At 70.8% G+C, this 23446-nt stretch carries 23 protein-coding genes; 9 read left to right on the forward strand and 14 right to left on the reverse strand.

Annotated elements, in window-relative coordinates; translation table 11 throughout:
* Window positions 1-376 precede the first annotated feature (376 nt).
* Window positions 377-889 carry a DUF4232 domain-containing protein gene (locus ACTOWY_RS19780; RefSeq protein ID WP_441311115.1) on the forward strand — a complete coding sequence of 171 codons (513 nt, stop codon included), beginning with the start codon at window positions 377-379 and terminating at the stop codon, window positions 887-889.
* Between the two features lie 30 nt (window positions 890-919).
* On the opposite strand, the gene ACTOWY_RS19785 is transcribed toward ACTOWY_RS19780, so the two are convergent.
* Window positions 920-1447, reverse strand: a complete 528-nt coding sequence (locus ACTOWY_RS19785) for a hypothetical protein (protein ID WP_441311116.1) — start codon at window positions 1445-1447, stop codon at window positions 920-922.
* A gap of 180 nt (window positions 1448-1627) precedes the next feature.
* Here ACTOWY_RS19785 and ACTOWY_RS19790 point away from each other — a divergent pair, with 180 nt between their 5' ends.
* The 4 genes from ACTOWY_RS19790 (at window position 1628) to ACTOWY_RS19805 (ending at window position 4870) form a co-directional block, all read left to right on the forward strand.
* Window positions 1628-2074 carry a nitroreductase family deazaflavin-dependent oxidoreductase gene (locus ACTOWY_RS19790; protein ID WP_441311117.1) on the forward strand — a complete coding sequence of 149 codons (447 nt, stop codon included), beginning with the start codon at window positions 1628-1630 and terminating at the stop codon, window positions 2072-2074.
* A gap of 46 nt (window positions 2075-2120) precedes the next feature.
* Window positions 2121-2699 (forward strand): TetR/AcrR family transcriptional regulator, encoded by a 579-nt coding sequence (locus ACTOWY_RS19795; protein ID WP_441311118.1) that lies wholly within the window; start codon window positions 2121-2123, stop codon window positions 2697-2699.
* An 82-nt stretch (window positions 2700-2781) separates the two neighbouring features.
* On the forward strand, window positions 2782-3684 hold the full coding sequence (locus ACTOWY_RS19800; RefSeq protein WP_441311119.1) for an alpha/beta fold hydrolase: 903 nt from the start codon (window positions 2782-2784) through the stop codon (window positions 3682-3684).
* A 163-nt stretch (window positions 3685-3847) separates the two neighbouring features.
* On the forward strand, window positions 3848-4870 hold the full coding sequence (locus tag ACTOWY_RS19805) for a helix-turn-helix domain-containing protein (protein WP_441311120.1): 1023 nt from the start codon (window positions 3848-3850) through the stop codon (window positions 4868-4870).
* 24 nt (window positions 4871-4894) lie between these two features.
* Here the strand turns inward: ACTOWY_RS19805 and ACTOWY_RS19810 are convergent, their stop codons facing one another.
* Window positions 4895-5119 carry a hypothetical protein gene (locus tag ACTOWY_RS19810; RefSeq protein ID WP_441311121.1) on the reverse strand — a complete coding sequence of 75 codons (225 nt, stop codon included), beginning with the start codon at window positions 5117-5119 and terminating at the stop codon, window positions 4895-4897.
* A 164-nt stretch (window positions 5120-5283) separates the two neighbouring features.
* Here ACTOWY_RS19810 and ACTOWY_RS19815 point away from each other — a divergent pair, with 164 nt between their 5' ends.
* On the forward strand, window positions 5284-6147 hold the full coding sequence (locus tag ACTOWY_RS19815; protein ID WP_441311122.1) for a glycoside hydrolase family 16 protein: 864 nt from the start codon (window positions 5284-5286) through the stop codon (window positions 6145-6147).
* Between the two features lie 71 nt (window positions 6148-6218).
* Here the strand turns inward: ACTOWY_RS19815 and ACTOWY_RS19820 are convergent, their stop codons facing one another.
* From ACTOWY_RS19820 to ACTOWY_RS19840, 5 genes are all read right to left on the reverse strand, one after another.
* Complete coding sequence (locus ACTOWY_RS19820) at window positions 6219-7313, reverse strand: hypothetical protein (RefSeq protein WP_441311123.1); 1095 nt, start codon at window positions 7311-7313, stop codon at window positions 6219-6221.
* Complete coding sequence (locus tag ACTOWY_RS19825; protein ID WP_185003666.1) at window positions 7301-7921, reverse strand: hypothetical protein; 621 nt, start codon at window positions 7919-7921, stop codon at window positions 7301-7303. Before ACTOWY_RS19825 ends, ACTOWY_RS19820 begins: the two co-directional genes overlap by 13 nt.
* A gap of 86 nt (window positions 7922-8007) precedes the next feature.
* Window positions 8008-8532 carry an SLATT domain-containing protein gene (locus ACTOWY_RS19830; protein WP_441311124.1) on the reverse strand — a complete coding sequence of 175 codons (525 nt, stop codon included), beginning with the start codon at window positions 8530-8532 and terminating at the stop codon, window positions 8008-8010.
* A gap of 16 nt (window positions 8533-8548) precedes the next feature.
* Window positions 8549-9292, reverse strand: a complete 744-nt coding sequence (locus tag ACTOWY_RS19835) for a glycerophosphodiester phosphodiesterase family protein (RefSeq protein WP_441311125.1) — start codon at window positions 9290-9292, stop codon at window positions 8549-8551.
* Window positions 9293-9301: 9 nt separating this feature from the next.
* Window positions 9302-10195, reverse strand: coding sequence for a LysR family transcriptional regulator (locus tag ACTOWY_RS19840; protein ID WP_441311126.1), 894 nt, complete (start codon window positions 10193-10195; stop codon window positions 9302-9304).
* An 84-nt stretch (window positions 10196-10279) separates the two neighbouring features.
* On the opposite strand from ACTOWY_RS19840, the gene ACTOWY_RS19845 reads away from it, so the two are divergent.
* Complete coding sequence (locus ACTOWY_RS19845; protein ID WP_441311127.1) at window positions 10280-11128, forward strand: PhzF family phenazine biosynthesis protein; 849 nt, start codon at window positions 10280-10282, stop codon at window positions 11126-11128.
* 5 nt (window positions 11129-11133) lie between these two features.
* Window positions 11134-11751 carry an N-acetyltransferase gene (locus ACTOWY_RS19850; protein ID WP_441311128.1) on the forward strand — a complete coding sequence of 206 codons (618 nt, stop codon included), beginning with the start codon at window positions 11134-11136 and terminating at the stop codon, window positions 11749-11751.
* Between the two features lie 22 nt (window positions 11752-11773).
* Here ACTOWY_RS19850 and ACTOWY_RS19855 read toward each other — a convergent pair whose 3' ends face one another.
* From ACTOWY_RS19855 to ACTOWY_RS19885, 7 genes are all read right to left on the reverse strand, one after another.
* Window positions 11774-11920: a hypothetical protein gene (locus ACTOWY_RS19855; RefSeq protein WP_185003671.1), complete on the reverse strand. Its 147-nt coding sequence runs from the start codon at window positions 11918-11920 to the stop codon at window positions 11774-11776.
* Between the two features lie 148 nt (window positions 11921-12068).
* A complete protein-coding gene (locus ACTOWY_RS19860; RefSeq protein WP_441311129.1) occupies window positions 12069-13775 on the reverse strand; it encodes a GGDEF domain-containing protein in 1707 nt (568 codons plus the stop codon).
* Between the two features lie 98 nt (window positions 13776-13873).
* Window positions 13874-15043, reverse strand: a complete 1170-nt coding sequence (locus tag ACTOWY_RS19865; protein ID WP_441311130.1) for a lycopene cyclase family protein — start codon at window positions 15041-15043, stop codon at window positions 13874-13876.
* A gap of 14 nt (window positions 15044-15057) precedes the next feature.
* On the reverse strand, window positions 15058-15972 hold the full coding sequence (locus ACTOWY_RS19870; RefSeq protein ID WP_441311131.1) for a ribonuclease Z: 915 nt from the start codon (window positions 15970-15972) through the stop codon (window positions 15058-15060).
* A 38-nt stretch (window positions 15973-16010) separates the two neighbouring features.
* Complete coding sequence (locus ACTOWY_RS19875; protein ID WP_441311132.1) at window positions 16011-16247, reverse strand: response regulator transcription factor; 237 nt, start codon at window positions 16245-16247, stop codon at window positions 16011-16013.
* A gap of 42 nt (window positions 16248-16289) precedes the next feature.
* Window positions 16290-16958 (reverse strand): response regulator, encoded by a 669-nt coding sequence (locus ACTOWY_RS19880; RefSeq protein WP_441311133.1) that lies wholly within the window; start codon window positions 16956-16958, stop codon window positions 16290-16292.
* Window positions 16951-19026 (reverse strand): GAF domain-containing sensor histidine kinase, encoded by a 2076-nt coding sequence (locus ACTOWY_RS19885; protein ID WP_441311134.1) that lies wholly within the window; start codon window positions 19024-19026, stop codon window positions 16951-16953. Before ACTOWY_RS19885 ends, ACTOWY_RS19880 begins: the two co-directional genes overlap by 8 nt.
* Window positions 19027-19537: 511 nt before the next feature.
* Here ACTOWY_RS19885 and ACTOWY_RS19890 point away from each other — a divergent pair.
* A complete protein-coding gene (locus ACTOWY_RS19890; protein WP_441311135.1) occupies window positions 19538-23407 on the forward strand; it encodes a hypothetical protein in 3870 nt (1289 codons plus the stop codon).
* Window positions 23408-23446: the final 39 nt, after the last annotated feature.

The raw sequence follows: 23446 nt of genomic DNA on the forward strand, positions 1-23446 counted from the left end.
GGCGGGGCGGGGGCTGGGCCAGGGGCGCGGGCTGGGCTGGTGAGGCCGGAGCCGGAGCCGGAGCTCGGGCCCGGGGCTGGGCCGGACCTCGGGCGGGCTCGGACGCGCAGTGAGCCTGCCGGCGTGGCCAGGGCGTGGAGCCGCCTGGTGCGTCCAAGCGTGTGTCAGGTGTTGAGCGTGGGGCGGGTTGTGCGCGGGGCCGAGTGGGGCGTGCGCGGGAAGCGCGAGTGCGGCTGGGGGCGGGAAGGTAGTCGGGTTTGGGGGGAGCAGTCCCGGGGTGTCCGGGTTGGGTGTCTCGCGGGTCACGTTGGGGGCACCTTGATCGGGGTGGTGCGTCTTTCTTGGTGTACAGCGCGTTCTACCAAGGGAGATCGCCATGAATCACAACCTTCGGCGGGGGCTTGCCGCCGTTGCCGTGCTTGCCGCCACCGCCACTGGCGGGGCGTTGTGGACTGGGTCGGCTGTGGCCAATCCGACTGATCAGCCTTGCCGGGCCGGGCAGCTTGACGCGACGTTGGTCGCCGGGTCGCCTGGGGCGGGGCAGCGGTATGCCTCCGTGCAGTTCACCGCGAAGCGGGGGACTGCCTGCAAGCTGGCCGGTGCGTTGCCGGTGACGTTGCGGGGGGCTCCTGGGGTGACTGTGGTCGCGGACAACGCGGGGGCGCCGCCGGTGTACCTCGCGGGAGGCAAGTCGGCGCACATTGTGTTGCACTGGACCGGGATTGGGGCGCCGGAGCAGCAGCAGACTCCCGGCAGTGTCACCGTTGGGCTGCCTGGGCGTGGGTCTGGGGTGAGCACGCTGCGTTGGGATCAGGGTGCGGTGGACGCGTTCCCGGAGGCGCACACCTTGTCTGTCGGGGCAGTGCGACCGGGGCCCGCGGAGTACTGATTTTCGCTGCTGGCCGGGTCCCTGCCCCGGTCAGAGCGTCAGTAGGGCGAGGGCCAGGATTGAGCCCGCGGTGGCTGTCGCCAAGCGGATGGCGACCACGGTGGGGAACCAGGCGGGGTAGGTTTTCCTTGCCGCTGTGACGAAAGCGGCCACGTTCAGGTCGTGGGTGGCTGGGTCGGCTGACTTGCGGAAGGCCGCTTCGACGTAGCGGGTGGTGAAGACCTCGCCGGGCATGATGACCAGGCCCAGGACCAGCATGATCGGCTGAGCGATCCAGGTCAGCGGGCGGGCCAGCTCGGGGGCGGCCAGGGTGAGGGCGCCCAGGGCCGCGAAGCACAGGGCGATGGTCAGGGCGAGGACGAGGCTGGTCCTGGTCGCGCCGAAGTTGATGCCGTGCTGGGCGAGCGATCCGGCTGGAAACCCTTGGTGGGTCACGTTTTTCTCGGCGGCTTGCTGGGCGGCGGCGCCGTGGCGGGCGCCGACGTAGGGGATGAGCACGAATGTCGCGGCCAGGAGGAACTGCACGGCCGAGATGGTGATCTGGGTGGTTGTGGACATGGGGCTCCCTCGGTGGACTTGTACTTTGTTCAAGTTGGACCGTAGCGGGTGGGTTGAACTAAGTGCAAGCTGGGTTTGTGGAGTGGTCGCGGGGTGATCGGAATACTGGGGATTGGGTGGGGTGTTGCTTGGTCAGGTGCTTTGACAGGCAGAGCGCGGTGCACGGAGAGGACCGGTGGCATGCCACTGACCGGCGAGTACGAGCCCAGCCCGACCGAGTGGGTGCGCAACCAGGTGGAGCTGTTCGAAAGCTCGGATGGCGCGCGGGGCAACACGGTGCTGGATGACCGGCTCGTGGTCGTGCTGACCACCAAGGGCGGCAAGTCCGGCAAGCTGCGCAAGTCCCCGGTGATGCGGGTGGAGCACGACGGGGTCTACGCCGCGGTCGCCTCGCTCGGCGGCGCGCCCAAGCACCCGGTCTGGTACTTCAACCTCAAGTCCACGCCGCTGGTGGAACTCCAGGACGGCGCGGAGCGCAAGGACTACCTGGCGCGGGAGATCACCGGCGAGGAGAAGGCGGTGTGGTGGGAGCGGGCGGTCGCCGCCTTCCCGAACTACGCCGAGTACCAGACGAAGACCGACCGGGTGATCCCGGTGTTCCTGCTGGAGCCGGTGCAGGGCTCCTGAGAAGTTAACTGGACCGAGCGTTCTGGAATCTGTTAGGGTTCGGTCCATGGGCAGGGCCAAGGAGTTCGATCCGGACGTGGCGCTGCGGGCCGCGATGGAACTGTTCTGGCGGCAGGGTTACGAGAGCACGTCCATGCAGGATCTCGTCGACCACCTCGGCGTCAACCGGGCCAGCATCTACGCCACCTTCGGCGGCAAGCACGAGCTGTACCTGCGCGCGCTGGACCACTACGCCGAACTGACCGACGTGCTGGTGCTCAGTGGACTGTCCAAGGCCGGTCCGGTGCTGCCCGAGGTGCGTGCGCTGGTCCGCCGCTATGTGCGGGAATCCTTGCAGGATGAGGAAAAACGTGGCTGCCTGGTCACCAACACGGTGGTGGAGTTGCTGCCGGCCGACACGGTGGCCGGGCGCCGCGCCGAACTCAGCCTCGACGGGCTGGAAATGGTGCTCGCCAGCGCGCTGACCCGCGCGCAAGCCCAGGGCGAACTGCCGGAAGACCGCGATCCGCGGGCGCTGGCCCGGTTCCTGGTGACCTTCCTGCAGGGGGTCCGGGTGATCGCCAAGACGCCGGATCCGCGTCGGCTGCTGGATGCCGAGCGGCAGGCGTTGTCCCTGCTCGACTGAGCCGACCGCGCCCTCCCTGGGGGTGGCGCGGTTGTTTTGTGCCCTTTTATTGGAATGTTTGTTCTGGAAAATGGAGACTGTTGTGACCGATCAGCACACCGACGCCGACCTCGCCGCCTCGCTGCCGGGGGACTTCCGCAGTGCGCACGCCGAGGTCAACGGCACCCGCCTGCACTACGTCATCGGCGGCGCGGGCAGCCCGCTGGTGCTGCTGCCCGGCTGGCCGCAGACCTGGTGGCAGTTCCGCAAGATCATGCCCGCGCTCGCCGAAGAACACCGGGTCATCGCGGTCGACCTGCGCGGCATGGGCGGCTCGGCCAAACCCGCCGCGGGCTATGACAAGAAGACCATGGCCAAGGACATCCACGAGCTGCTCCGGCACCTGGGCATCGAGCAGGCCGACGTGGCCGGGCACGACATCGGCGCCATGGTCACGCACAGCTTCGCCGCCAACCACCCCGGGACCGCCCGCCGGATCGCGCTCATCGACGTGCCGCACCCCGACGACAGCCTCGACGAGATCCCCATGCTGCCGCCGCGCCCCGACCGCGTGCACCCCTGGTGGTTCGCCTTCAACCACCTCCACGGCCTGCCCGAACAGCTGGTCGCCGGCCGTTCCCGGCACCTCATCGACTGGCTCTACCGGGCGATGCTGCTGGACCAGAGCAAGATCGACGAACACGCGCGGGCCGTCTATGCCCGCGCCTACGATCAGCCGGAGGCCATCCGGGCGGGCAACGGCTGGTACCAGACCTGGCGACAGGACATCGAGGACAACCGCGGCTACGCCAAGCTGGACACCCCGGTGCTCGGTGTCGGCGGCGACCAGGGCTACCACCACGCCACCGCCCGCGCGCTGCCCAAGCAGGCCAACGACTACGAGCTGGTGGAGATCCCGGACAGCGGGCACTACGTGGCCGAGGAACAGCCCGAAGCGCTCATCGCCGAACTGCGCCGGTTCTTCGCCGCGGCCAAGGCCGGCTGAGCGGCTCCGCGCGGGTCCCGCCCGGTACTCGATTACCGGGCGGGACCCGCCCGGACCGACCGGATTCAGCCAGGGGTGAAGTGATCCGCCCGTGGCCGGGGTGTGACAGCGGGGCGGTCAGGGTCTGCTGGAATTGACCCAGCCGGTGAACGGAGGACTGCCTGTGACCCTGTCGGACGAACCCTTCTCTGCCAGCAGGCGCAAGGCGTTCCTCGACGGCGCCGACTTCGAGGCCATGTACGCGATGTACGTCGACTACTGCGCGCCCGACCCGGTCCGGCTCAGCTCGGCCGACCGGCGCACCGGCCGGTTCTGGACCACCCACCTCACCGGCCTGCCCGACCCGGACCGGCTGGGCGGCATCGGCACCGCGCTCAGCGAGGTGGCCAGCGACTCCGCCTACGAACTGGGCGGGCAGGGCAGACCGGACGGGTACGTGGTGCGGGTGCAGGTCCGGGGCACCGTCCGGACCGACCTGGAAGGCCAGGACCTGGCCGCCGGCCACACCATCCAGGGCCCGGAACAACGCCTCACCCAGGCGATCTCGCCCGGCAGCGTGATGCGCTACCTGGTCGTCCCACCGGCCAAGATCGCCGACGCGCTGCGGGTCCGGCTGGGCGAGGAACCCCGCGGCCTGCTGCACTTCGACCCGGAGATCCGGCACCAGGCGCCGGCCGCCGCGGCCTGGCTCGCCCTGGTCAACAGCTGGGCCGACCCCCGGCACGCCCAGCTGCTCGCCCAGTCCCCACTGGCGCTGCGCCACTTCGAGCAACTCCTCATCCAGGCCCTCCTGGACGCCCAGCCGCACGCGCTGACCACCGCGCTGACCCGGCACACCGCGGCCGCCCCGCCCGGCTCGATGCGCCGGGCCATGGCCTACTGCGAGGAACACGCGCACGAACCGATCTCGGTGGCGCACATGGCCGCCGCGGCCGGACTCAGCGTGCGCCAGCTGCAACGCGGCTTCCGCGAACACCTCGGCATCAGCCCACTGGAACACCTGCGCCGGGTCCGCCTCGACCAGGTGCACCAGGAACTCCTGGAGATCGCCGCGGGACGGGCCACCGGAACGATCACCGAGATCGCCACCCGGTGGGGATTCGCGCACCTGGGGCGGTTCTCCGAGTACTACCGCGGCACCTACGGGCGACCGCCCTCGCACACCCTGCGCGCCGGGGCCGCCTGACCGGGCCGGGATCCTGGGCGGGGCTCAGCTGGCCGGGTGCACCTCAAGGCAGTTGTCACTGCCCAGCACCACCCGGCGGCCCGGATAGGCCCGCGCCGCGATCTGCACATCCCGCTCGTCGAACAGGCCCTGGAAGACCAGCACCCCGTCGTACAGCTCGGCCTTCTCCACCCCGGTCGGCCACCGGTGCTGGTAGACGTCGACGTCGATGGGTTCCGACGGCGGTGGCAGGTCAGGACCACGTTGCATTCACCCAGTATCAACCCTGTGTCCAGCCATCGGCCAGACAACGCAGCCACAGACCTCCGAGGGATTGACACCAGGATGCCCCAACCGTTGTCATGGGTGTCCGCCGCCATGTTGAGAGCGCTCTCTCGTTTCCGGGGAGTGCCCTGACCTCAACTGGAGGCTGCATGTCAACGAGGACGAGCCGACGGCTGCGTGTCACCGTCGCGCTGGCCACCCTCCTGGCCGCGGTCGGCGTCTCCGCTCCGGTGGCACCCGCGAGTGCCGCGCCCGCGGCCTGGGTGCAGGTGTGGAACGACGAGTTCAACGGGCCCAACGGGGCCGGGGTGGACCGCGGGAAGTGGAACTTCGACATCGGCAACGCCCAGGCCAACGGCTGGGGCAACAACGAGCTGCAGTACTACACCGACCGGACCTCCAACGCGGCCACCGACGGCGCGGGCAACCTGGTGATCACCGCCCGGCGGGAGACGCACGGGCAGTGCTGGAACGGGCGGGCCTGCGACTACACCTCGGCGCGGCTGCTCACCAAGGGCAAGTTCGAGCGGGCCTACGGGCGGTTCGAGGCACGGATGAAACTGCCCTACGGCCAGGGCATCTGGCCGGCGTTCTGGATGCTGGGCAACAACTTCCCCGGCACTCGCTGGCCGGACTGCGGCGAGATCGACATCATGGAGAACATCGGCAGGGAGCCCACCACCGTGCACGGCACCCTGCACGGGCCCGGCTACTCCGGCTCCGGCGGCATCGGGGCGTCCAAGGCCTCGCCGGACGGGCGGCCGTACTCGCAGAACTTCCACACCTTCGCCATCGAGTGGTCGCCGACCGACATCAAGTGGTTCGTCGACGGCCAGCAGTTCCAGCGGCGCACCCCTGCCGACCTTGGTGGGCGGCGCTGGGTGTTCGACCACCCGTTCTTCATGATCCTCAACCTCGCGGTGGGCGGGAACTGGCCGGGCAACCCGGACGGCAGCACCGTGTTCCCGCAGCGGTTGAGCGTGGACTACGTGCGGGTGTTCGAGTGGCGTTGATCAGCTGAGGACACACGTCAGGGGCCTGCCGCGGATGTCGCGGCAGGCCCCTGACGTCAGGTCCGGATGGATCAGTGGCCGAGCTTCGGGTGGCCGTTGGCCTGGCCGAAGCCGTTGGGGCCGGTGATCTCCATCGGGGTGGGGCCCGCCACCTGCCACGGGCCCGGTTTGGTCGCCTTGGGCTTCTGCTCGCGTTCGGCCAGTTCCTGGTGCAGCTGGCGGAGCAGGCCGCGTTCCCGGTCGGTCAGCTTGGCCTCGGCCGAGCTGGTGGCCGGTTCGCTCGCCGGGAGCGGCGGGAGTTCGGCCATGGCGGGGGTGGACAGCGGGGCGTCCAGGTCCGGGTCGGCCGGGATGGGGTCCATCGCGTGGATGGTGGTGGTGGCCACCGGGTCCTCGTCCGGGCGGATCATCGGCGGCGGGACCGGGGACAGTTCGGTGTCGGCCATGGCCGGGGGATCGGGGGTGACCACGATCTGGGTGACGTCGGGGGACGGGGCTGGCGGGGGCGGCGGAGGTTCCGAGCGGGCGCGGCGGGCGACCGGGCGCTCCCGGATCGGCTCCGCCTCGTAGCCGGGCACGTCGATCCGGCGGGCGGTGGCCAGGGCCTTCTCGTGGTACTCGGGCAGTTCCTCGCCGGTGCGGAAGACCTCGATCGAGGAGCGCACGCCAGCCTGCTGCATGGCCCGGTTGAGCTGGTAGACCACGGCCGAGGGGAAGCCCTCGGAACCGATCTCCATCAGCAGCACCTGGTGCGGCACCGCGCCCGCGGCCGCGCCGGCCGGGGTGGTCCGCCAGGTGCCCCACACCGAGCGCAGCGCGGGCAGCCTGCGCAGCACGCCGGAGAGCACCCGCTCCAGGCCGGGGATCGGGTCGTTGCCGCTGTTGAACCGGTGGCCGTCGCCAAGGCGGACCTCGGAGACCACCACCTGGTCGGCCAGCGCCGGGTCGATGCGCACCTCGTCGAGCACGTGCCGCAGCCGGTACTGCTCGGCCGGGGTGATCGAGATCCGCCCGGCCAGCAGCGCGCCCAGCATCAGCTCGGCGGCGCGCTCGTACTCCAGCAGCGCGGCGTGCTCGCGGGCGGCCAGCACCGCGTCGTCGTCGATCCGGCCCGCCAGCTCCAGCAGCAGCTGGTGGATCCGGTCGGCCAGGGTCATGCCGTCCATGCCACGCCTCCCTCGACCCCGACACACACCAGTTCCGCGGCCTCCCAGGCCGCGTGGTGGTAGTCGGGAAGCTCCATCCCCGATGGCAGCACCTCGACGCACGGTTCGTGCTCGCCGAGTGCGCGCAGCACCCGCTGCACCTCACCAGCCAGGCCGGCCAGATCGGCCGAGGCGGTGACCAGGACAACCCGTTTGCCCACCTCACCGGGGCGCTGACCGCGCCGCCAGGTGCAGCGGACCTCGCGTACCCCGGCCCGGCTGCGCAGCGCGGCGGCCAGCACCACGGCCACCGCGTCGCTGCCGCTGGGCGTTTCCGGGTGGTCCAGGCTGAACTTGTGCCCGCTGCGGCCCACCTCGTCCACGACCATGATCGCGGCCAGCGCCGCGCGGTCCGCGCCGTAGGGGGTCAGCGAGTCCGACAGCAGCCGGTGTTCGCGTTCGGTCAGGGCGATCCGGTGTTGCAGCAGGCTGGCCGGCAGCGACCTAGCCAGCACCACCTGCGCTCCGCTGGCGAGCCAGTCCCGGAATCGCCACAGTTGGGCGTCGGGGAGCCGGCCGGCCAGCCGGAGGAGCAGCTCGTGACAGTCGAGCTCGGCAACCTCATGCATGGCCCGCAGCCTAGACCGAAGGGGGCAGCCTTTCAGTCCTTCGGGGGGTCAAGTTGGAGAAAGTATCGACTGATCGAGGGTCAGCGTTACTGTCCGTCCGGCTTTTTCTCCGCTGAGGGACCAGGCTTTTGGGGGAACTGGAGGGCGTCGAAGTAACTCTCCGATTCCTTGCCGCGGATCACGCTGGCCTTGTCGAGCAGGGCCTTCGTCGCGTCGTAGCGGCGCTGCTCCTTGTTCGGCCCGTCCACCAGTGACTGTGCGTGGTGCATCTCCAGCTCCCAGGCCGAGTAGGCCTCGGTGAGCTTGAAGTCGCTGCGGCGCAGCAGGCCCCAGTTCTTGTCCCACTGGTAGAAGGAGTGCAGGCCGGTGCTCAGCGCGATGGCCACGCCGATGATCGCGATGGTCAGGTCCTTGCGCGGGAAGGAGATGACCGTGATCAGCGGCAGGCTGATGCTGAGCACGGTGACCAGGATGCCGGTGAACCGGAAGAACCGGCGGTTCCACCGGGACCGGAACCGGTAGCGGTCCCGCAGGTCGATCACATACTGCCGGGCCACCCGCCCGTACTCGCCGTGGTCGGGATTAGCCGCGGACTTGTCTTTGCCGGCCACCGGTACCGCCCTGGTGTCAATGCTCGCTGGAGGGGACGAACCCGGAGAATATGATGTTGTCGGCCAGTTGTTGAGCCCTTCTCGCCTGAGCGGCCGAACCGACCGGCCAGGCGAGCAGCGGCCGCCCGCGGTCCCGCCAGTAGGTCGCGGCCCTCGAAGGCAGGGCGGCCAGTTCGAGGCTGAGGAAGTCCGGCCTGGTCACGAAGTTGCCGAGGAGGCTGCGGCCGAGGAACCGGCTGACCGGATCGGCGCTGGGCAGCAGTCCGGAGATCTGCCCGAGCGGAACGCGGACACCCAGACGGCGTAACCGGAACACGGCCACCGGGTCGAAGGAGTGCACCGCGACCTCGCCGCGATAACCACGCAGCTGGCGCAGCAGCGCGGCCTCGATGCCGCGGTCGTCGAGCGGGTGCGCGTGTTTGGTCTCGATGAGCAGCGGGACCCGGCCGTCGACCAGGTCGAGGACCTCGGTGAGCCGGGGGATGCCGTGGTCGGTGCCGTTGAGGCGGAGCGCGGCGAGTTGTGCCGCGGTCTTCGCGCGGACCGGGCCGGGCACGCCGGTGAGGCGGGGCAGGTCGGCGTCGTGGCTGACCACCAGGTGGTCGTCGGCGCTGAACCGGACGTCGAGTTCGCAGGGGAAGCCCTGGCGCAGGGCGGCCTCGAAGGCGGGCAGTGAGTTCTCCGGGATGCCGGTGGCGAGGTCGTAGAGGCCGCGGTGCGCGATGGGCACGGCGGTGAGCCACTTCGGGAGGTCGCCCATCGGTTCAGGCTAGGGCGTGGACCTGCCGCGGGCCCAGTGGGCGCGCAGGGCGGCCGCGACGGCGTGCGTAGCCGGGCTGGGGGAGCGGCGGGGGTCGTGGGCGAGCAGCACGGGGGCCTCGGCGTGCGCCGGGAGCGGCAGGGCGAGCAGGCGGCCGGTGGCGAGCAGGTCGTGCACGGCGATGGTGGGGAACAGGCCCAGGCCCAGACCGCCCGCGACGCAGGATCTGGCCGCCTCGATGCTGCCGAAGCGGGTCAGCCGGGGCGTCGCGTCCTGGACGGAGAGGAGCCGGTGGGCGAGGCGGTCGCTGTAGAAACAGCCCTGCTCCAGGAGGAAGAAGCTTTCGCGCGCCAGCTGGGACCAGCGCGGGGTACGGCCGGCGAGGCGGTGTTCCGGGGCGCACACCAGGGTCAGCGGTTCCTGGCCGAGGGGTTCGGTGGTCAGTTCGGGGGCGGGGGTGGCGTCCAGGGTGAGGGCGAGCTGGGCCTGGCCGGTGTGCAGCAGCCGGGCGCCCAGTGCGGTGCCCGCGGGCAGGAGGTGGATCTCGATCCGCGGTTGGTCCCGGCGCAGGGCGGTGATCAGTTCCGGCAGTCGGTAGGCGCACAGGGATTCGGTGGCGGCCAGGGTGACCTCGCCGCTGGGCGGGCCGTCCGCGCCGGCGGCGGTGCGCAGGGCGGCCTCGGCGGTGAGCAGGTCCTCGGCGGGGCGGAGCAGTCGCCGACCGGCCGCGGTGAGTTCGGCTCCGCCGGGCAGCCGGTCGAACAGGCGGGTGCCGAGCTGTTTCTCCAGGGTGCGGATCTGCACGGTGACCGTGGACTGGGCCAGATGCAGTTCGGTGGCAGTGGCGGTGAAGTTCCCGTTGCGGCTCAACGAGAGGAAGGTGCTCAACAGCCGGGTGTCCACCCCGGAAGACTATCGCGAAACTCGATCGGCACAATGAGAAACGATCGTTGGACAGCATGACGAACCGGGACGAGGCTGAACGCCATGACCGACGAAGTGTTGCGCTACACCGCCTTCACCGCCGACCCGGCCGGCGGCAACCCGGCCGGGGTCGTGCTCGACGCCAGGGGCTGGACCGACGCGCGGATGCAGGCCACCGCCGCCCGGCTGGGCTACTCCGAGACCGCGTTCGTGCTGCCCGGTACCGACCCGTGGCGGGCGGAGGTCCGCTACTTCAGCCCCCTGGCCGAGGTGCCCTTCTGCGGGCACGCCACCGTGGCCACCGCGGTCGCGCTCACCGAACGCCAGGGCCCAGGCGACTACACCTTCGCCACCCCGGTGGGCGAGGTGCCGGTGCACACCCGGATCACCGACGGCGTCGCCAGCGCCACCCTGACCAGCGTGCCCACCCGGTTCGCGCCGGTGGCGCCCGCGCTGCTCACCGAAACCCTGACCTACCTCAACTGGCATCCCCGGGACCTGGACCCGGCGCACCCGCCGGTGGTCGCCTACGGCGGCGGCCACCACCTGGTGCTGGCCGCGCGCACCCGCAAACGTCTGGCGAGCCTGTCGTATGAGTTCGAGCCGCTGGCCGCGCTGATGCGGCAGGAGGACTGGGTGACGTTGCAGCTGGTGTACTTCGCCCCGGACGGCACCATCCACTCCCGCAACCCGTTCCCGGTCGGCGGCGTGGTGGAGGATCCGGCCACCGGCGCGGCCGCCGCGGCGCTGGGCGGCTACCTGCGGCCGAACCTGGACCGGCCGACCCTGCTGACCATCCGGCAGGGCGAGGACCTGGGGCGGCCGAGCCTGTTGATCGTGGAGATCGATCCGGCCGATCCGCGGATCCGGGTCACCGGTCAGGCCGTGCCGCTGCCCGATCCGGTTCACTAGGCACCGTGCTGAGCGAACTGCTGACCCGCGCCGCGCACGGCGATCCGCCCCCGCCCGACGGCGGGGTGACCGTGCTGCCGCAGGGCGCCGAACGGGTGCCCGCGGTGCTGGCCTTCACCGCGCACCACGTGGTCCTGGCCGATGTGGACCCGGACTGGGTGCGGGTCGAACTGCCCGCCGATGACCTGTCCGCGCCGTTGAACCCGCCGTTCCTGACCGCGTTGTGCGGCCGGATCGGCAGGCAGGTCAACAACATCGACGCGGTGCTGTGCGCGCCACCGGTCCGCGGGAGGCCGGAACTGGAGCTGCGGCCCGCCGATACGCGCACGCACGATCGGGTACGGCTGGCCGAGGAGTTCCGCGCCGAGGTCCGGGTGTGGACCTGCCCTGGCGGACTGGTGCTGCTGGGACGCGGGCTCGGCGGACGCTGGGAGGTCGCGGCCGAGGTGGATCCGGCGTTCCGGGGCAAAGGCCTGGGGCGGGCGCTGTTCGCGGCGGCCCGGACGTTGACCCCGGCGGGTGAGCCGGTGTGGGCGCAGGTGGCGCCGGGGAACGCGGCCTCGCTGCGTGCGGTGCTGGCCGCGGGCTACCTGCCGCTGGGCGCGGAGGCGCTGCTCACATAAGCGCTGGTCAGGTAGGTGTTGATCAGGAGTTGTGCTCGGTGTTCTGGGCGGGGATCACCGGCTCGTGGAACAGGGTGTCGTGCGCCCACTGGCCGGACTCGGCCAGGTTCACCGCGATGTGCGGCTGGTCCGTGGTCGGGTGGCTGAACAGGGTGTGCTGAACTGACATGGAGTTTCCGATCTGTCCCGCGCTCCTCGGCCACGGCCCCTGAATGGGCTCACGCTGGCTCGGCGCGGATGACGTGAAGAAGGGGAGTTGCTACTCCCGACATCCACCACGGTACACGACCACGGCGTCGCGGTGGGTGAATATCGGGTCAACCGGTGCGTTGCATGGTCGGGGCGGGGGCCGGGGGCTGGCCGCGGAGCACGTCGGTGCGGGTGGAGCCGGGGCGGCCGAGCACCCAGCTGGATCCGCGCAACGACTTGGCCTGTTGCTTGAGTGGGGCGAGCAGGCGGGAGGTTTCCCGATGGTCCAGCACACTGCCGGCCGCGCAGACCAGGGTGGCCATGGACACGGTGATGGAGCGGCCGTTGACCCGGCGGTCCGGGTCCAGCACCGCGCCGGCCAGGCGGACCAGGTCGTCGAGTTCGCAGACGACCAGGAAGTCGTCGCCGCCGACGTGGCCGACGCAGGCCTGGCGCAGGCTCGCGGCCACGTCGGTGAGGCCGCGGCCCAGGTGCCGGATCAGGTCGTCGCCCGCGGCGAAGCCCGCGTTGTCGTTGACCCACTTGAAGTTGTCCACGTCCAGCCAGCTGACCGCGAAGATCTGGCCGGTGGTGATGCGCTGGCGCAGGTCCCTGGCGATGGCGTCGCTGCCGGGCAGCCGGGTCAGCGGGTTGAGCGCGGCGGCGTGTTCGACCTTCATCTCGGCCATGCCGCGGAACAGGTCGGAGAGCCGGACCACGCCCAGGCAGCGGCCTGCCTCGTCGAGGACCACCAGGTCGTCGTACATCCGGTCGGAGGCGCCGCCGGACATCAGGTTCAGCGCTTCCATCGCGGTGGCGTTGGTGCCCATCGCGCGGGGTTCGTCGGCCAGCCGGGAGGCCGGGCGTTTGGCGTGCAGCGCGTGGCCGTAGGGGCCGGTGACGGCGAGCAGGAACCGGTTCCGGTCGATTGTCCACAGTGGACGTTCTTCGGTGTCGACCAGGACGATGCTGGTGATGTCAGGGCGATCGGCGAAGATCTTGCGGGCCGCGTCCGCGGTGGCGTCCTCGGCGAGCATGGTGGCCGGGCACAGGTACTCGGTGATCCGCGGGCCCGCCGTGGCCACCGGGAGTTGCACCACGCCGACGTCGGAGAGTTCGTTGAGCGCGGCGGAGAGGGTGACCCTGGTGTTGGGGCGGCGGCTGGGCGGGGCGATCAGGTCGCCCTGGACCAGGTGGATACCGGCCGCGCGCACCGCCTGGAGCTGTTCGCGGGTTTCCACGCCCTGGGCGATGACGGTGGCGCCCGCCTGTGTGCAGGTGTGCGCCAGTCCTTCCAGGAGCGCCTGTTTGCGGCTGTCCTCTGGCAGGCCGGCCAGTACCGCGCGGTCCAGTTTGACCAGGTTGGGCGCCACGTCGAGCAGGAAGGTGAGCGGGATGTCGCCGCCGCCGATGCCGTCGAGGGCGACCAGGAAGCCGATGGTGCGCAGCCGCCGCAGCCGTTCCAGGAGCAGGTCCTGGTCCAGGTGCGAGATCGGGTCGCCGATCTCCAGGATGACCTCGCGCGGACGGCGGCCGGTGGCGCGCAGCGCGCCGAAGAGCGCTTCCATGCCCGCCGGGTCCTCGACCACGGTGTCGGCCAGGATGTTGAGGTGCAACGGGAGCAGGGTCTCGTGCTCGGAGGCGAACTGGACCGCGAGCACGGCCAGTTCGATGTCGAGTTCGGTGAGACGGCCGGCTTCGGCCGCCGAGCGGAACAGATCGTGCACGTGACCTCGCAGCGGCCGGGCTAGCGCCTCGACCGCGACCACACCGCCGGTGTTGGTATTGACCAGCGGCTGGAAGGCGACATGCACTTGGTCCAGCAGCGTGGGCACATCGCAGATCGTGCCCGGAAAATCACTGGACTTGGAGCCCGTTCACCACAAGTTCACAGAGTCTGTGTCACTTCGTCTCATAGCGTGAGCAGACTCGCTCACAACCGCCCAAGAAACGCCATTCGCGTGCGCGTTCCCCACGGCGCGTGCTTGAAGAGCCCGGCCATGGCCGCCGCGGTGCCGCGCACGTCCTCCCGGCCGGAGAGGTAGTGCGCCTGGTCGGATTCGGGCATGGCGAAGAACAACTCGAAGAACCTGGGTAGATCGGCCGGGGGCAGCGCGAGCAGCACGCGCAAGCCGCTGCGGCGCAACGCGTGCACCGCCTTGGCCGCGGGGGACCACAGCACCCGCCAGCCGGCGGCGGCCGCGGCGTGCGGTCCGGCGGGCAGCGCGGTGCGCACCGCCTCGGCCAACCTGGGCGCCAGGGCCAGGGCGGTTGCCACGCTGAACCCGGTGGCCGGGTGGACGAGTCCGGCGGCGGCGCCGAAGGGCAGCAGGCCGCGCACGCTGGGCGGCGGATCGTCCACTCTGAACCGGACGCGTTCCTGGGTTTCGTTGCCGGACAAGGAGATCCCGTACTGGCCGAGCCGGTCGGCGAGTTTGCGGCGCAGTTCCGGGTAGCCGAGCCCCGGGCGGCGGGCGAGGGAGGTTTCCTCGATCAGGGTGCGGCCGTCGCCGAGGGGCTGGGCGTAGAGGAAGGTGGGCCAGTCGGCGGGTCCGTTGCTGGCGTGCCGCCAGTCCATGAACACCGCTTCCTCCGCGGGCACGAGGGCGGTGACCGCCTCGCTGGGCAGCAGCACGCCGTAGGCGGTCTGTTCGGCCGCCGGCCGCCGGGGCCGTCCGCCGCAGAGGGTGCGCCGGTCGCCGGTGGCGTCCACGACCAGGCGGGCGGCGAGCGTGCCGCCGTCGGTGAGCTGGACCAGGCTGCCGTCGTGGGTGTGCGCGACGGTGATGGCCGAGCCCTGGCACACGGTCAGCGCCGGGTGCTGGAGGTAGTCGCGCAGCGCGGTGTTGTCCAGCAGCGCGTACCGGCGGCTCAGCTCGTGCCTGGTCTCGGCGATGGCCACGGTGCGCGCGGGGCAGTTGCGCACGGCGGCGCCGGGCAGGTCGATGGGCAGCTCGTCGGTCCAGGCCGCGTAGGTCTGCCGCCACGGCCGTCCGGGCGCGGGGTCGAGCACCGTGGTGCTCAGGCCGAGCCGGGCACAGGCTCCGGCCAGCGCGAATCCCGCCGGACCGCCACCGACCACCACTACGTCCTGCACGTGCATCAGCGAATCATGCGCTACCGCCGCGGGGGAACCGCGATCCGGTCGAGATCGGCGGCGACCACCAGTTCGCCGTCGAAGTGCTTGGCCGCCTCGGCCCGGAACAGCTCAAGATCGGGATAGCGCTGGGAGAAGTGGGTCAGGACCAGCTTGCGGACCCCGCATTCGGCGGCGACGAGTCCGGCCTGACCGGCGGTGAGGTGCCCGACCTGGGCGGCCAGTTCGGCCTCGGTGTCCAGGAAGGTGGACTCGATGACCAGCAGGTCGACGTCCTTGGCCAGCGCGAACACGTTCTCGCACAGTCCGGTGTCCATCACGAAGGCGAATTTCTGCCCGGGTCTGGGCACACTGACCTCGGCCAGTTCGACCCGGCGGCCCTCGACGTCGAGGTGGCCTTCCCTGCGGAGTTTCCGGACCTGGAGGCCGCTGATCCCGGCCGCGGCCAGTTTGTCCGGGAGCATGCGCAGTCCGTCGGGTTCGACCAGGCGGTAGCCGTAGGCCTCGACCGGGTGGGCCAGGCGGCGGGCTGCCAGGGCGCCGAAGCTACCGGTGGCCAGCACGCCGTCGCCGGTGATGGGTTCCTCGCGCAGGTCGGCGGTCTCGTGGAAGGCGGCGGCGTAGCGCAGCCGGTGGAAGTAGGCGGCGCCGGAGGCCGGGTAGTGCGCGTGCACCGGGTGCGGGACCTTGTCCAGGGACAGTCGTTGCACGACGCCGGGCACGCCGAGGCAGTGGTCGCCGTGGAAGTGGGTCAGGCAGAGCCGGGTGATCGCGCTGGCCGGGACTCCACTGTGGACCATCTGCCGCTGGGTGCCCTCGCCGGGGTCGAACAGGAAGCCCTGGTCGTCCCAGCGCAGCAGGTAGCCGTTGTGGTTGCGGGCCCGGGTGGGCACCTGGCTGGCGGTGCCCAGGACGATCAGCTCGCGGTTCGACACGGTGGCGACTGTAGGCGGGCGATCCGGCGTGGGCACGTCTATTCGCGGCCGGGGCGGACGATGCCGTGCTCGTAGGCGAAGACGATCACCTGGGCCCGGTCGCGCAGGCCCAGTGTGGTCAGGATGCGGCCCACGTGCACCTTGACGGTCAGTTCGGACAGGTGCATCCGGGCGCCGATCTCCCGGTTGGACAGTCCCTTGGCCAGCGCGCGCAGCACGGTGGCCTCGGCGGCGAAGGCCTGGTGGGCTCCGGGCCGGTCACCGTCGTCTGCCACCGGTCGGCGGGTGCGGCGGTCAGGCTAGGACCAAGGTCGTACTCAGGAGTGCCGCAGGTAGGTCAGCACCGCGCTGACCCGACGGTGCACCTGGGGTTCCTCGGCCAGGCCGAGTTTGGCGAAGGTGGAGTTGACGTGTTTCTCGATGGTCGACTCGGACAGCGTCAGGTACTCCGCGATGGCCCGGTTGGTCTTGCCCTGGGCCATGTGCCGCAACACTTCCAGCTCGCGCGGGCTCAACCGGGTCAGTGGCGCGTCGGCGGCCTTGGCCCGGCTGCCCAGCAGCACCTCCACGATCCGCGGGTCGATCACCGAGCGGCCCGCGCGGACCTCGTGCAGGGCGCGCAGCAGTTCGTCGACCTCGCCGATGCGTTCCTTGAGCAGGTAGGCCAGGCCGTCGGTGCCGTGCTGGAACAGGTCGAAGGCGTACTGCTCGTTGGCGTGCTGGGACAGCACCACCACGCCGATGTCCTGGTGGTGCACCCGGATGTGGTGCGCGGCGGTGATGCCCTCGGTGTTGTGGCCCGGCGGCATCCGGATGTCGGTGATCACCGCGTCCAGGCGGAACCGGCGGACCGCGTCCAGGAGTTCCTCCGCGGTGCCCACCGCCGCGACCACCCGCACCTCGCCGCTGTCTTCGAGCAGGCGCCGGGTGCCCTCGCGCACCAGGTAGTGGTCTTCGGCGATGACGATCCGCAGCGGCTCAGGCATCAGCGGTGTTCTCCACGATCTCGATAGGACAGTCCGAAGTGGACGGTTCGCGGGCCGCGGCCGGTAGCCGGGCGGTGATGGTGGTGCCCGCGCCGGGGGTGCTGGCGATGGTGAGCGCGCCGCCGACCGCCTCGGCCCGGTCGCGCATGCCGGTCAGGCCGAGTCCGCCGCCGCCGTGCCGGAAGCCGCGGCCGTCATCGCGCACGGCCACGACCAGTTCGCCGTCGTGGTGTCCGAACTGGACGGTCACGGCACTGGCCCCGGCGTGTTTGAGCACGTTGGTCAGTGCCTCGGAGATGAGGAAGAACGCCGATTCCTCCACATCGACGCCGAAGCGGGCGGCGCGCAGTTCGGGCGGGCAGTCCACGGTGACCGGGATCGGCAGCCGCCGGGCCCGCGAGGTGACCGCGGCGATCAGGCCCTGGTCGGTGAGCACCGGCGGGTGGATGCCGTGGGCGAGTTCGCGGAGTTCGTCGATGACCCGGTAGGCGTCGTCCTGCACCTCGGTGAGGGTGTTCCCGGCCGCCTCGGCACCGCGGTTGACCTGGTTACGGGCCAGCCGCAGTTTGGCCACCAGGGCGACCAGTTCCTGCTGGATGCCGTCGTGCAGCTGCCGTTCGATCCGCCGCCGTTCGGTGTCCTGGGCCTGCACGATCCGGGTCCGGGACGCCTCCAGCTCACTGGCCTGCCGGGACACCTGTTCGACCTGGACGCCCAGGGCCTTGGCCAGGTTGGCGTTGTGCACGGCCAGCGCGGCCTGCCGGGCCAGGCTCTCCACCAGGGCGTGGTCCTCCGGGGTGAACCGGCCTTCGACCTTGGGCCCGTACTCGATCACGCCGAGTCGTTCCTCGGCGTGCCGCAGCGGGAACCGGGTGGCCGCCTCGCCGGTGACCGTGCCCGCCACGCTGACCACCGGCGGGCTGCACGGATGCGCGGCGCCGCCGAGTTCGACCCTGGCCCACTTGAGGTTCAGTCCGCTCTGCAGGCTGCTGGCCAGGTGCGGGGCCAGCCGGGGCAGGTCGTAGGCGTGTTCCAGGGTGGTGCCGAACTGCACCAGCAGCTCGAACCCGGTCAGCCGTGGCCCGTACACCCGGCGCGCGGCGGCCTGGTTGAGCTGCGCGCGCAACGGCTGGAACAGCAGCATCGCGGCCGCGGTGACCAGCGCGACCAGTCCGACCGGCAGGTACTGACCGGCGGTCCAGCCGAGCATGGTCGCGGTGCCCAGGTACCAGCCGCCGATGACCAGCCACAACAGGCCGTAGACCACCGAGCGCGGCACCACGATGTCCACGCCGAGCAGTTGCCTGCGCAGCGCGGCGACCACCACGATCACCGGGACCAGGGAGTACGGCAGGGTGCCGATCAACCGGCCGATGACGTAGTACCAGCCCTCGTCGACGTCGACCCGCCAGTTGCGGGTGAGCAGCAGCACCGCCCTGGCCAGCATGATCGTGATGGTGAGGATGGCCAGTGAGGTCACCCAGGGCTGCGGCCGTCCGTCCCGGCGGGCCAGTAGGCAGCGGATCAGCAGCATGATCCCGGCGCCCACGTGCAGCCAGGCGAAGGGTTTCTGCGACCACAGGTACATCATCTCGATCGGCAGCCCGGCCAGCGCGGCGATCAGCGGGGCGGGCAGCAGGAACCACAGCGAGCGCAGCAGGATCCGCTCGTAGCGGTGCCGGTAGCGGCCGTCGGGCAGCAGCGCGACCAGGTAGATGATCAGGATGTTGAAGACGAACTCGAGGATCTCGTTGCCGGTGGCGCCGAACCACACCCAGAAGCCCGCGGGCAGCCAGTCCTCGGGCGCGGTGAGGAAGTGCAGCGGGTAGTTGGTGACCAGCCCGATCGCCAGCAGCGAGCCGAAGACCATCAGCCTTCGCCCGACCGGGTGACTGGGGGCGGCCCGCCAGACCAGCAGCCCGGCCGCGTAGCAGGGCAGCACCGCGGTCAGCGCCCAGGACAGGGTCAGCCGCGCGGGCAGCACGAACAGCGTCACCGGGATCGTGATCAGCAGACTCAGCCCGGCGGCGGTAGCCAGCAGCCGAATGGGCCAGTCCTTCCCCGTCACCCGCTCATTCTGCGGGCTGCGGCCCCCGCGCGTACAGGAAGGTCGCACTACACCGCTATGGCGGAAAACCTCCATCGCGATTCAAGGCGGGCCTGGTTACCCGCGGCCGCGCGTCCCGGAAGACTTCGACGGGCAAGAGGATGACGGAAGGGCCCCCTTTCGACGCGGGTTCCTGGAGCACCTGGGGGTGTCCAGGAGCCCGCGTCTCGGCGTTGGGAACCGTGATGGGCGTTCGGATCAGTCACCGCGACTCGGTGTGTGCCCGGGTCGGCCCGCGGATCGAGCAGCCGCCACCGCGTTCACCGGCCGGGCCGCGCCCGCCCGCACCGGCCGGCGCACCAGCTGGATCGGTGGCCCGCCGCCGCAGCTGACCACTCGCTGCGCATGAAGTGGTTTTCCCAGGTCAGCCGCTTTCCGCCCGTGTTCACCCGGCGCTGGATACGGCCTGCCCCTGCCGGTCCCCGGTGCCCGCGATCAAGACTCGCGGCGCCCGCAGACCACGGAGGGGACCATGAGACCACCACAACGACGAAGAATCACCGCCATCCTGCTCGGCGCCGCGCTGCTGGCGGGCACGGCCGGTGTGGCGCCCGCCGCGCACGCCGAGGTGCCCACCGATCCGGCGGGCCTGGCCAACACGCTCTTCGGTAGCCACATGCGCATCGCCGACCGCGATGACGGCGTCGCCCGGCACCTGGTGGCCAGCGCCGAACTGGCCGACTGGCGGGCGCGCAATCCCCAAGCCGACGGCACCGCGGTCAGCGCGCACTTCACCGCCGTCCGCGCGCACCTGGACGCCGCCGTGCCGGATCGCACCTGGGCCAGGGACTCCCACGAGGCGGTGGGCGCGGCGCTCAACGCGGCCCGCAGCGCACCCGGCGCGGCCACCGGCGGTCCGCAGATCACCACGCTGAACACCGCCATGCTCGGCCTCAACGTCGTGCCGGTCTCCGGCAAGCCGGAGGACCGGGTCAGCGGCGCGCAGCCGCAGTTCGCCTGGCGGCAGGACTACGCGGTGGCGCAGGCCCAGGTGTGGGGCGGGGTCGCGACCGCCGCGCGCGCCGACAACGCCTTCCGCACCGCCTGGAACGCCGGGCTGGGCAACTCGCTCCAGGTCGACGCCGGCGCGGACGCCACCCAGCTGGGGCAGAGCGAGAAGCTGCGCACCGTCCTGAACGTGGACAAGATCCTGGCCGCCGGGAAGATCGGCCCGGTCGAGTTCCAGGCCGAGGCCACCAGCCAGTTCCGCGACCTGACCACCAAGCTCTACAACCAGCGCAAGGTCTGGACCGAGGAACTCGGCCGCGCGGCCAAGGAGAACCCGCCGGATGTCACCCCGCGCGAGCCCACCGAGGCGCAGAAGGAGACCGCCCGCGCCGAGGAGGCCAAGCGCCAGGACTTCATCGACGGCGCCGAGGCGGGTCTGAACGCGATGGCCTGGCTGGTCGGCCGGGTCAACCCCGACCTGAGCAGGCAGATCAGCAAGTTCACCGCCGGGGCCGTGCAGGTGGCCGCCGCGGTGAACAAGGCGATCACCGCCTTCCGGGTGATCAACTCGGTGTTCTCGCTGGCCACGGTCGCCTTCACCGGCAACGTGATCGGCGCGATCAGCACCCTGGTCTCGGTCTTCGGCGGCGCTGGTCCGGATGTGAACCAGCAGATCCTGGACGAGATCAAGGCCATGCGGGAGCAACTGGCCTCGATCCAGCAGAACATGAACGAGCGCTTCGACAAGGTCGACGCCAAGCTCACCCAGATCTATGACCGGATGCTCGGCGAGTTCAAGCGGCTGGAATCGGGCGTGGCCTACGTCCGGGCGAACACCGAGTCCATCCTGGCCGGGCTGACCTCGCTCAGCGCGCAGAACCAGATCATCGGCTCCACCCTGCTCAAGGCGGTGGCCGGGCTCTACGAGCTGAACAAGTGGGAGATGGTCGACGCCACCATCGACTACAAGCGCAAGCGCGGTGGCGCGGAGCTGCCCCATGCCAAGTTCACCGACGCGGAGAGCGCCTTCTACACGATGGGCGTGCAGGCGCCGACGAACAACCTCTTCGTGGTGCCGCAGGCCAACTACTCCATCGTGCCCGCCAAGGTCGCGGAGAACCTCAACCTGCACGGCGAGGGCGGCATCGCAAACTACCTGGCCTGGTACGCGGCCAACGCCGGACTCGACCCCGGGTTCAGCACCCCGGAGGGCGGCAACGCCGCGGTGTGGGGCATCGGCGCGAGCGCCTACACGCTGCTGCGCGCGCAGAACCCGGCCTACCGCATCGAAGAGGATCGCGGCAGGGTGTTGCTGGACAAGGGCAAGAACATCCGGGATCAGGCGCTGGCGTTCAGCCGTCCTGGTGTGAACGGGACCACGAACAAGCTGTTCACCGGGTTGCTGGAGGACTACCGGCGCAAGTACGAGTCGCTACTGGCCGAGGCGCCCGGTCGTGAGGGCGATGTCAAGGGTGGCAAGGACTTCCACCTGTGGCGAGGTGCGGACCAGGGCACGCCCAACCCGGCGCTCGCCCCGGCCGCGATCGAGGGGTGCAACCCGCACGCGACCAGGTTCTCACTGTCCAGGCCGGGCAACATCGACGGCAGGCACCTGCGTCCCGGCTTCCAGTTCCTCCGGCACGTGCTCGACCTGCCCTACACCCAGTGCTGGCGGGTGCAGAGCGTCGGTGTGCCAGGACGGCCGGGTGCGGCGGGCCTGCACGTGAAGATCGACGAGTACCTGCACCTGCCCGGCGATGCGCAACCGGTGGAGGTGCGGACGACCGCGGCCGTCGTGCACGAGTTCCCCAGCAATCCCGCCGGCGACGGGCTCTGGACCTACCTCCGGGACAACTGGGACTCGCGCCTGCGGGCCGTCTTCGAGCGCATCGGCAAGGACGAGACCTTCATCGACGTGCAGCCACGCGCGCTCGCCAAGGGCGAGGAGTTCCTCAAGAACAAGCGGGTCGAGTACTACGGCAAACTCGCCCAGTACCTCAACAACGGCAACCGGGCCTTCGAGACCAACCTGTCCGCCCAGCTGATCCGCCGCTACACCGAACTGGGCTTCCCGCAGGCGCTCAACACCGACGAGCACCTGCGTGGGCTGCTGCGCGGCGGCAAACAGCTCTACGGTGTCAACGCGGAGAACAGCGCCTACCTGGCGTATGAGTTCCAGCTCGCCGCGAAGAACACCACCGAGGGCAAACCCGCCTGGGACCCGGCCCGCGCCGACGCGCCCAGCCTGTGCGCGAACAACGCCGCGATGGGCAACTCGGACCCGGTGGTGTCCTGCCTGGCCGAGCAGTTCAAGCAGCGCAAGGACCGCCTGGCCGCGCGGTTCGCCGAGCAGTTCAAGCAGCGCTGGGAAGGCGCGGACCAGACCCTGCCCGGCATCCAGGGCCAGCTCCGTTCGCTGTGGCTGGCGATGAAGGAGCTGCACCCGGACAAGGACTTCGGCCCGCCGATCACCGGTCCGGAGGCCCAGGCCCCGGCCTCGGCGATCTGGAGCACGCCGGTGTCGGTGGACGTCGGCGTGTCTCAGATGGCAACCCCGTCGATCACCACCTTCCGCGGTGGCCGGTTCGCCGCCTGGGCAGGTGCGGACGGGCACATCTACTCCTCGGTCAGCGATGGCAGGGGCTGGTCGCCGAAGGTGAAGATCGCCGAGGGGAGTCCCCAGTTCTACGCGGCGCCCAGCGCGGTGGAGTTCAACGGGAAACTGGTCGTGGTGTGGCGTGGCTTCACCAGGGGACAGGTGTTCACCGAGCACCGGGCGATGAGCGCGGACGGCAAGGACTGGGCCATCACCAGCACCAGCGAGCTGCCGGATCCGGTGCGGCACACTGACTCTCCGGCGCTGACCGTGTTCAACGGCAAGCTGTACGGCCTGTACCTGGGCAAGGACCAGAAGCAGTACCTGACCACCAGCGCCGACGGGCTGATCTGGACTCCGGCCACGGTGACCCTGCCAGGGCACCAGACCAACGCCCGGCCCGCGCTGACGGTGTTCAACGGCAAGCTGCACGCGGCCTGGAAGGCGTTCAACAGCAGCTGGATGTTCCTGGCCAGCTCGCCGGACGGGGTGAACTGGACTCTGGTCAGCCGGGTGGCCCCGGACGGGGGAACTGGCAGCAGCCCGGCACTGGCGGCCACTGGCGGCAAGCTGTACGCGGCGTGGCGGGGTATCAGCCCCGACGGGAACCTGTACGGCTCCTACAGCTCCGACGGGGCGACCTGGGCACCACAGCACTACGTGGCGCGGGGCTCGCAGAGCGGCACCTCGCCGAGCCTCACCGCGGCCGACGGCAGGCTGGAGGTGGCGTGGGGACCGCAGTGGTTGGCCAATCCCGCCCACCTGACCACCGCGAGCAGCATGGTGGCGCCGAAGTAATCCGATGATCAGGCGGCGGTCGCCCGGCACACCGGGCGG

The organism is Crossiella sp. CA198 (assembly GCF_052078295.1).
Lineage (GTDB): Bacteria > Actinomycetota > Actinomycetes > Mycobacteriales > Pseudonocardiaceae > Crossiella.

Bases quoted from the DNA above. Each gene is read 5' to 3' on its own strand.
- ACTOWY_RS19780 (WP_441311115.1), top strand. From the start codon at position 377: ATGAATCACAACCTTCGGCGGGGGCTTGCCGCCGTTGCCGTGCTTGCC.
- ACTOWY_RS19785 (WP_441311116.1), bottom strand. From the start codon at position 1,447: ATGTCCACAACCACCCAGATCACCATCTCGGCCGTGCAGTTCCTCCTG.
- ACTOWY_RS19790 (WP_441311117.1), top strand. From the start codon at position 1,628: ATGCCACTGACCGGCGAGTACGAGCCCAGCCCGACCGAGTGGGTGCGC.
- ACTOWY_RS19795 (WP_441311118.1), top strand. From the start codon at position 2,121: ATGGGCAGGGCCAAGGAGTTCGATCCGGACGTGGCGCTGCGGGCCGCG.
- ACTOWY_RS19810 (WP_441311121.1), bottom strand. From the start codon at position 5,119: ATGCAACGTGGTCCTGACCTGCCACCGCCGTCGGAACCCATCGACGTC.
- ACTOWY_RS19815 (WP_441311122.1), top strand. From the start codon at position 5,284: ATGTCAACGAGGACGAGCCGACGGCTGCGTGTCACCGTCGCGCTGGCC.
- ACTOWY_RS19820 (WP_441311123.1), bottom strand. From the start codon at position 7,313: ATGGACGGCATGACCCTGGCCGACCGGATCCACCAGCTGCTGCTGGAG.
- ACTOWY_RS19825 (WP_185003666.1), bottom strand. From the start codon at position 7,921: ATGCATGAGGTTGCCGAGCTCGACTGTCACGAGCTGCTCCTCCGGCTG.
- ACTOWY_RS19835 (WP_441311125.1), bottom strand. From the start codon at position 9,292: ATGGGCGACCTCCCGAAGTGGCTCACCGCCGTGCCCATCGCGCACCGC.
- ACTOWY_RS19845 (WP_441311127.1), top strand. From the start codon at position 10,280: ATGACCGACGAAGTGTTGCGCTACACCGCCTTCACCGCCGACCCGGCC.
- ACTOWY_RS19855 (WP_185003671.1), bottom strand. From the start codon at position 11,920: ATGTCAGTTCAGCACACCCTGTTCAGCCACCCGACCACGGACCAGCCG.
- ACTOWY_RS19865 (WP_441311130.1), bottom strand. From the start codon at position 15,043: ATGCACGTGCAGGACGTAGTGGTGGTCGGTGGCGGTCCGGCGGGATTC.
- ACTOWY_RS19880 (WP_441311133.1), bottom strand. From the start codon at position 16,958: ATGCCTGAGCCGCTGCGGATCGTCATCGCCGAAGACCACTACCTGGTG.
- ACTOWY_RS19890 (WP_441311135.1), top strand. From the start codon at position 19,538: ATGAGACCACCACAACGACGAAGAATCACCGCCATCCTGCTCGGCGCC.